The sequence below is a fragment of the Rhizobium sp. Rhizsp42 genome (assembly GCF_047304155.1).
Taxonomy (GTDB): Bacteria; Pseudomonadota; Alphaproteobacteria; order Rhizobiales; family Rhizobiaceae; genus Rhizobium.
Genome location: NZ_JBGLYS010000077.1, coordinates 1 through 7430 on the forward strand (window position 1 = coordinate 1; position 7430 = coordinate 7430).

The 7430-nt window shown below is 62.6% G+C and carries 6 protein-coding genes; 3 read left to right on the forward strand and 3 right to left on the reverse strand.

Going from position 1 to position 7430, the window contains the following annotated elements; all coding sequences use genetic code 11:
- The 3 genes from traG to traC all read right to left on the reverse strand — a co-directional run.
- Window positions 1-1823, reverse strand: a 1823-nt coding sequence (gene traG, locus ACCD05_RS31240) for a Ti-type conjugative transfer system protein TraG (RefSeq protein WP_413397534.1), incomplete at its 3' end; no start/stop codon positions are given.
- On the reverse strand, window positions 1813-2025 hold the full coding sequence (gene traD, locus ACCD05_RS31245) for a conjugal transfer protein TraD (RefSeq protein ID WP_111564244.1): 213 nt from the start codon (window positions 2023-2025) through the stop codon (window positions 1813-1815). The genes traG and traD, both read right to left, overlap by 11 nt.
- 4 nt (window positions 2026-2029) lie before the next feature.
- Window positions 2030-2302: a conjugal transfer protein TraC gene (traC, locus tag ACCD05_RS31250; RefSeq protein WP_111564245.1), complete on the reverse strand. Its 273-nt coding sequence runs from the start codon at window positions 2300-2302 to the stop codon at window positions 2030-2032.
- A 253-nt stretch (window positions 2303-2555) separates the two neighbouring features.
- On the opposite strand from traC, the gene traA reads away from it, so the two are divergent.
- The 3 genes from traA to ACCD05_RS31265 all read left to right on the forward strand — a co-directional run.
- On the forward strand, window positions 2556-6137 hold the full coding sequence (gene traA, locus ACCD05_RS31255) for a Ti-type conjugative transfer relaxase TraA (RefSeq protein ID WP_413397537.1): 3582 nt from the start codon (window positions 2556-2558) through the stop codon (window positions 6135-6137).
- Window positions 6134-6700: a conjugative transfer signal peptidase TraF gene (traF, locus tag ACCD05_RS31260; protein WP_111564247.1), complete on the forward strand. Its 567-nt coding sequence runs from the start codon at window positions 6134-6136 to the stop codon at window positions 6698-6700. The genes traA and traF overlap by 4 nt, the downstream gene beginning before the upstream one ends.
- Window positions 6690-7430 (forward strand): nitrilase-related carbon-nitrogen hydrolase (locus tag ACCD05_RS31265; protein WP_413397539.1); only part of this gene is annotated, 741 nt, incomplete at its 3' end. The genes traF and ACCD05_RS31265, both read left to right, overlap by 11 nt.

Here is a 7430-nt window from a genome sequence, read left to right on the forward strand (position 1 = left end):
ACGGATGGCCCGCGCAGGATATCGACGCTCTGATGCCGTGGAACTTCCAGTCGAGCGTGGTCGGCTAACCGCTTACGCTGTTTCGAGCGAGTGCGCGAGGATCCACGCGATTGGAAACTACGGCTAACCTGGTCAATCTCCACTGTGGTCGTACCACACCTACGCGATATGTATTCCGCGGTTTCGGGATCGTTGATCGCGGCGAAGGATATCCAGCTGGCGCTCTCGAACCACTTGCTGGACGCGTCCCGACCGCCGTAGGTTTCCCGCAACTGGCCGATCGACTGATAGATCATCGTCAGCGTGATCCCGTACTTTCGACCGGCATCGCGCGCCGTCTCCAGCACCCGCATGTAACCGAGCCTTGCGACCTCATCGAGCAGAAACAATGCACGGCCTTTGATCGCTCCATCCCGATTGTAGATCGCGTTGAGGAAGGAGCCGATGATGACGCGCGCGAGGCCGGAATGCGTTTCCAACGTCTTGAGGTCGATATTGATGAAGACGTCGGTCTCGCCATCGGCCAGCGCCTCGGTGTAGAAGCTCGAGCCCGACACCAGCGCGCCGTAGTTCGCATAGCTCAGCCAATGCGTCTCCTTGATCGCATTGGCGTAAACGCCGGAGAATGTCTCCGGCGTCATGTTGACGAATGCGGCGACATTCTCCTTGACGAAAGCCGACGCTGAATTGTCGTAGATCTCCTGCAGGCGTGCGCGAAGCTTTGGCTCTGGCTCCGACAGATTGGTACGAACCTGCCGCAAAGTTTGGTGCTTCGCGTCCGTATGGCCGGATAGACAAACGTCTGATATCATCGCGGTCAGTAGCTGTAGTCCGGATGAGCGGAAGAAGTCGTCGCGGACGCCAGTCGCGCGACCGCTGTCGCTCATGATCCACGATGCGACGGCCGCGATATCCTCTTCCTTGGTGCTGCCGTGCCGACCGATCCAATCGAGCGCGTTGAAGCCAGAACCAGCGTTCTTCGGGTCGAGTACGATGACGCGCCGGCCCGCCTTGCGCCGGTGCTCCATGACCATCGGCGCCACCTCGCTGGATGGGTCGAGCACGACAAGCGAGCCGCCCCATTTGAGCGCCGTTGGCACTGTGACAGACGTCGTCTTGAAACCTCCCGAACCGGCGAAGACGATCCCATGCGATGAGCCGAACGAGCCGTCAAAACACAAGAGCGGCGCGGAGCCACCCTTGCCCCAGGTCGTCGGTTCGCTAGCTCGAAACGATGTCGCCGCTGGATCGTCTCGGTCGACACGATAACGCTCGCCGATGACGATGCCCCCCGCTTCCGCGAAAAGCTTCTCCGCCTCCTGCATCGTCATCCAGTCCGCCTCGCCGTGCAGGGCGCGCTTGCCCCGAATGCGGCGCGGCTCACTTCGCGAAAAGGCCGCATTGCCCATCCTGGCGACGCGCAGGGCGAAGAACGTGATAAGCAGTGCCGCGCCCGCTCCTGTGATGGTCGAAGGATCGGCATAGGACAGAAGCGTCCTTCCCGCGGGCACCTGGCCGGCGAATGCCAGCAGGCGCGATCCCTCCCTGATCGCCGCGACGACCATCACGCCAAGGCCGCCCACGGCGACACTCCAACCGGCCGTCTTGACGTTGATCGATCCCCTGGTTCCGAAGAGGAACAGGAGGCCGCAGGCGCCAGCGAGCGCATAGGGCAATGCCAGTCCGATCCGCCCGAGCATTAGCTTTGCCTGGTCCGTTGTTGCGAACGCGGCGAGCCAGCGTTCGATGCCGAGAAGGAACAGCACAATTGCCAGCATTGCCACGGCTGGAATGGCGGCGACGAGGATCCGCCTAGGCGTCATCGGCAAATGCCTTCGCGCCGAGTTCACTCAGGCGGGTTCGTTCCGCCTCGTCCGTTTTGATCCGCGCGCCTGCATCGATCAGAAGCCCGAGCAGCAGCGCCCGTTTCTCGTACCGCAAGCCCGCCTTGACGATTAGGCCCCCAAGCTCGATCTTCTCCCGCGCGTCCTTCTTGCGGGCTTCGCTCGCTGTCATCTTTTGCATCCGTTCAAGTCTCCGCAGATTGGCCCGAAACCTCGCCAACGCCGTTCGGCGGCGTGGTCGCAGGCTTGCCTCCCTGGGCGAGTTTCGTCTCTCCGCGAAACCGGCCGGCGACCTCTTCAAAAGCCGACAGAAGATCAGCCTCTTCTACCTCGACCTCTCCGATCCCCGCACGTAGCGCGATCCGACCGACGCGCTCGGCGTCGCGTGTTTCGGCCTGCTTGAGTTGCTCCTGCAGGCGAGCAATCTCTTCCCGGATTTTGGCGGTTGGCTTCTTCATGGGCGCCGGTTCCTCGTGGCTTTCAGTCCGATGAAACTGAAGCTTGCCCCGAATTTTCCCTCGCTGGAAAGGTGCAATGTTGCACCTCGCCAAAGCGCCAGCTTTCGGCGAATGATCCCGCCGTTCCGAAGGAGCGGATCCAAGGGCGCAATTATACGTCGCTGACGCGACGCCTTGCTTTCAGCCCCTGGCGGGGCCCTCCGCTCCCGACGAACAGTCTGATCGTGTTCGATCTTAGGAGCTCGTTCTCGTCGTGGCCGTCCCGCATTTCTCAGTCAGCATCGTTGCCCGCGGCTCCGGCCGCAGCGCCGTGCTGTCGGCGGCCTACCGGCATTGCGCCAAGATGGAATTCGAGCGGGAAGCCAGGACGATCGACTATTCCCGCAAGCAAGGGCTGCTGCATGAGGAGTTCGTCGTTCCCGAGGACGCGCCGCAATGGCTGCGGGAGATGATCGCCGATCGTTCGGTCTCAGGTGCCTCGGAGACCTTCTGGAACAAGGTCGAGGCCTTCGAGAAGCGCGGCGATGCGCAGCTCGCCAAGGATGTGACCATTGCTCTTCCGATGGAACTCAACGCCGATCAGAACATCGCGCTGGTCCGCGACTTCGTCGAACGGCATATTACCGCCAGCGGCATGGTTGCCGACTGGGTCTTTCACGATGCTCCCGGCAATCCGCACATCCATCTCATGACCACTTTGCGGCCGCTGACCGAGGACGGGTTCGGCGCCAAGAAGGTCGCGGTCTTGGGAGCTGACGGCAATCCTCTCCGTAACGATGCCGGCAAGATCGCCTATGAGCTTTGGGCCGGCGGAGCCGAGGACTTCAACGCCTTTCGCGATGGATGGTTCGCGCTCCAGAACCAGCATCTGGCGCTCGCCGGTCTCGATATCCGCATCGATGGGCGCTCCTTCGAAAGGCAAGGGATCGAGCTGACACCGACCATCCATCTCGGCGTCGGGACCAAGGCGATCGAGAGGAAAGCTGAGGGAGCGGAGGAGAAGGTCGCGCTCGAGCGGTTGGAACTGCAGGAAGAACGCCGAAAGGAGAACGCCCGGCGGATCCAGCGCGATCCGGAGATCGTGCTCGACCTCATCACCCGCGAGAAAAGCGTCTTCGAGGAACGCGATGTCGCGAAGATCCTCTATCGCTATATCGACGATGCGGCCGTCTTCCAGAACCTGATGGCGCGGATCCTGCGGAGCCCACGGACGCTCCGGCTCGAACGTGAGCATATGGATCTTGTCACCGGCGTCAGGGCAGCGGCGAAGTACACGACACGGGAGCTGATCCGCGTTGAATCCCAGATGGTCAATCAGTCGATCTGGCTGTCGCGGCGATCCTCTCACGCCGTCAAGCCAGCGGTCCTTAACGGTGTCTTTTCCCGGCATGACCGCCTATCGGATGAGCAGAAGACGGCAATCGAACATGTCACTGGTCCCGAGCGGATCGCCGCCGTGATCGGCCGCGCCGGCGCCGGCAAGACGACGATGATGAAGGCGGCGCGCGAAGCCTGGGAGGCTGCCGGATATCGGGTGGTCGGCGGGGCGCTTGCGGGTAAGGCGGCCGAAGGTTTGGAGAAGGAAGCGGGCATTGCCTCCCGTACGCTTTCGGGTTGGGAGCTGCGATGGGATCAGCAGCGAGACCGGCTTGATGACAAGACCATCTTCGTCCTCGACGAGGCCGGCATGGTCTCCTCCCGACAGATGGCGCGCTTCGTCGAAGCGGTGACGACATCAGGTGCGAAGCTCGTCCTGGTCGGCGATCCCGAGCAGCTTCAGCCGATCGAGGCCGGGGCCGCCTTCCGCGCCATTGCCGAGCGGATCGGCTATGCGGAACTCGAGACAATCTACCGTCAGCGCGAACAATGGATGCGCGATGCCTCGCTCGATCTGGCGCGCGGAAACGTCTCGGCCGCGCTCGACGCCTATGCGCGGCGCGACAGGGTGCGGACCGCCTGGACCAGGGGCGAGGCTATCGCTTCCCTGATCGCTGACTGGGACCGCGAACACGATCCGGCCAAGGCGACCCTGATCCTCGCCCATCGCCGCGTCGATGTGCGGCTGTTGAACGAGATGGCTCGCGGCAAGCTGGTCGAGCGAGGCGTGATCGAGGCCGGTGATGCGTTCAGGACGCAAGACGGCACGAGGCACTTCGCGGCCGGCGATCAGATTGTCTTCCTGAAGAATGAAGGATCGCTGGGCGTCAAGAACGGCATGTTGGCGCGTGTGGTCGAGGCCCAGCCAGGGCGTATTGTCGCTGAGGTCGGCATTGGCGGAGACCGGCGCCAGGTCGTGGTCGAGCAGCGTTTCTACACCAATGTCGATCATGGTTACGCCACCACGGTCCACAAGAGCCAGGGCGCCACCGTCGATCGCGTCAAGGTGCTGGCGTCGAGCACGCTGGACCGACATCTCTCCTATGTCGCCATGACCCGCCACCGCGAGACGGCCGAACTCTATGCCGGCCTGGAAGACTTCGCGCAACGGCGCGGCGGCGTGCTGATCGGTCATGGCATGGCGCCCTACGAACACAAGCCGGGCAACCGGGACAGCTACTATGTGACGCTCGGCCATGCCGATGACCAGGAGCGCACCATCTGGGGTGTAGATCTCGCGCGGGCGATGAATGAAGCGAAAGCCGAGATCGGTGATCGCATCGGCCTCAAGCACGTCGGATCGCAGCGCGTCACGCTTCCAAATGGCAAGGAGGTCGACCGGAATTCCTGGAAGGTCGTGCCGATCGAGGAGCTGGCGATGGCACGACTCCATGAACGGCTCTCGCGGGCCGGATCGAAGGAAACGACGCTCGATTATCAGGACGGTTCGCACTATCGCGCGGCACTGCGATTTGCCGAGGCACGTGGCCTCCATCTCATGAATGTCGCCCGCACGATCGCGCACGACCGGCTGCAATGGACCGTCCGTCAATCGTCGAGGCTCGCCGAGCTTGGCGCACGCCTTGCCGCCGCGGCAGTGGAGCTTGGCCTTGGCGGAGCCAAGTCGAGAGCATCGACGTCGTCCGCAATCAAGGAGGTAGAACCCATGGTCTCAGGTACGACGACCTTCCCCAGATCGATCGCTCAGGCGGTCGAAGACAGGCTCTCGGCCGACCCCGTCCTGAAGGACAGCTGGTCGGCGGTATCTGCTCGCTTCCATTACGTCTTTGCGGATCCTCGGGCCGCTTTCAAGGCGGTCAATGTCGATGCCATGCTGACGAACGGGACATTGGCGGCAACGACGCTTATGCGGATTGCCGAACGGCCGGAAAGCTTTGGCGTGCTGAAGGGCAAGACCGGCCTGTTTGCCGGCAGCACCGAGAAGCAGGCGCGCGATACAGCACTCGTCAACGCGCCAGCCCTTGCCCGCGATCTGCGGGGCTTCATCGCGCAACGGGCAGACGTTGCCAGCCGCTATGAGGAGGAGGAGCGCGCGGTGCGCACCAAGCTCTCGCTCGATATCCCTGCCCTCTCCGCGTCCGCAAGGCAAGTGCTCGAGCGCGTGCGCGACGCCATCGATCGAAACGATATACCCGCCGGTCTTGAATTTGCCCTGGCGGACAGACAAGTGAAGGCCGAACTCGAGGGGTTTGCCCAGTCGGTGTCGGAGCGCTTCGGAGAACGAACCTTCCTGCCACTCGCGGCAACGACGGCGGACGGGAAGGCGTTCGAGGCGGCGTCGGCGGGAATGCAGCCGGCCCAGAAGAATGAACTACGTTCCGCCTGGGACACGATCCGTACCGTCCAGCAACTGGCCGCGCATGAACGGACAGCGGTGGCGCTCAAGCAGGCGGAAACCATGCGCCAAACCCAAACGAAAGGGTTGTCGCTGAAATGATGTCTCACCTGACCCCTGCCTCGGCAGCCGGACGCCAAAGGCGCCCGGCCATCGCTCTCCTCGCGGTTTCATGCAGCCTTACGCTCGCAGTAACTATCGGCGGCGTCATTGGTGGCCTTCGGATCAATACCACGCCCAGCGAGCCGCTCGGCCTTTGGCGTGTCGCACCCCTCGATCGCCCGGTTCAGGTCGGCGACATGGTATTCGTCTGCCCCCCAGAGACCGACACCATCTTGGAAGGATTCGAGCGAGGCTACCTTCGCTCGGGCCTGTGCCCGGGCGGCTTTGGCCCTTTGATCAAAACGGTGACTGCACTAGGCGGGCAGCGCATCGAGATCGCGGGCGCCGTCACGATCGATGGACGGCCGATTGCCAACTCGAACCTTGTGTCTCGTGACGGCCAAGGGCGACCGTTGCATCCATATGAAGGCGGGACGGTTCCGTCCGGTTTCGTCTTTCTGCATTCGCCATTCCCAGGGTCCTGGGATTCGCGGTATTTCGGCCCGGTTCCAGCCTCCGGTGTCCTCGGGCTCGCAAAGGAGGTGCTTACCTATGCGCCCTGATTGGCTCCAACAACTTGCCCTCGTTCTGGCGTCTGCCGCGATCGGTTGTATAGCTTGGAGCGGACATGTGTTGGCGCTTCCCGCAGCTGTAGCATTTCCGGCGTTGTGGTCGATGGCACGCAGTCGCTGCGCTGCAGGCGTCCTATCGGCAGCCTATTTTCTGGCAGCCTCGCGCGGCTTGCCGCAAGGTGTGGCTGCCTTCTATCAATCGGATATCTGGCCAGGGTTGATCTTGTGGCTTGTCGCATCGATCGGCTTCGTCTTCGTGCACGCGGCGCTGTGGTCACGCCAATCCGGCTGCAAAAGAGCCTTGCGATATGCGATCGCGATGGTGCTCATGGCCATACCGCCCTTCGGGATTGTCGGATGGGCTCAACCGATCACCTCGGCAGGCATTCTTTTTCCAGGATGGGGTTGGGCTGGGCTTGCGGCAGTCACAGCCGGTCTTGCGTTCATGACGACGCGATATAGACCGGCTGCAGCCGTGACCCTCGTAGGTTTCTGGCTCTGGTCCGCCGCATCTTGGACCGCTCCCGACATACGGTGGAGCTGGCAAGGCGTCGACCTGCAGCTCGGAAATAATCTCGGTCGCAATACCAGTCTTGCTCGGCATAGTGACCTGGTTGCAACGTTGCGCTTAATGCGTCGGCCGGACAGAGCTGGTTCGGTTTGTCTGAACAGATTGGGGCGTTTCGCTAAGTGGATTTCCGCCTCGATTATGCCGCCACTA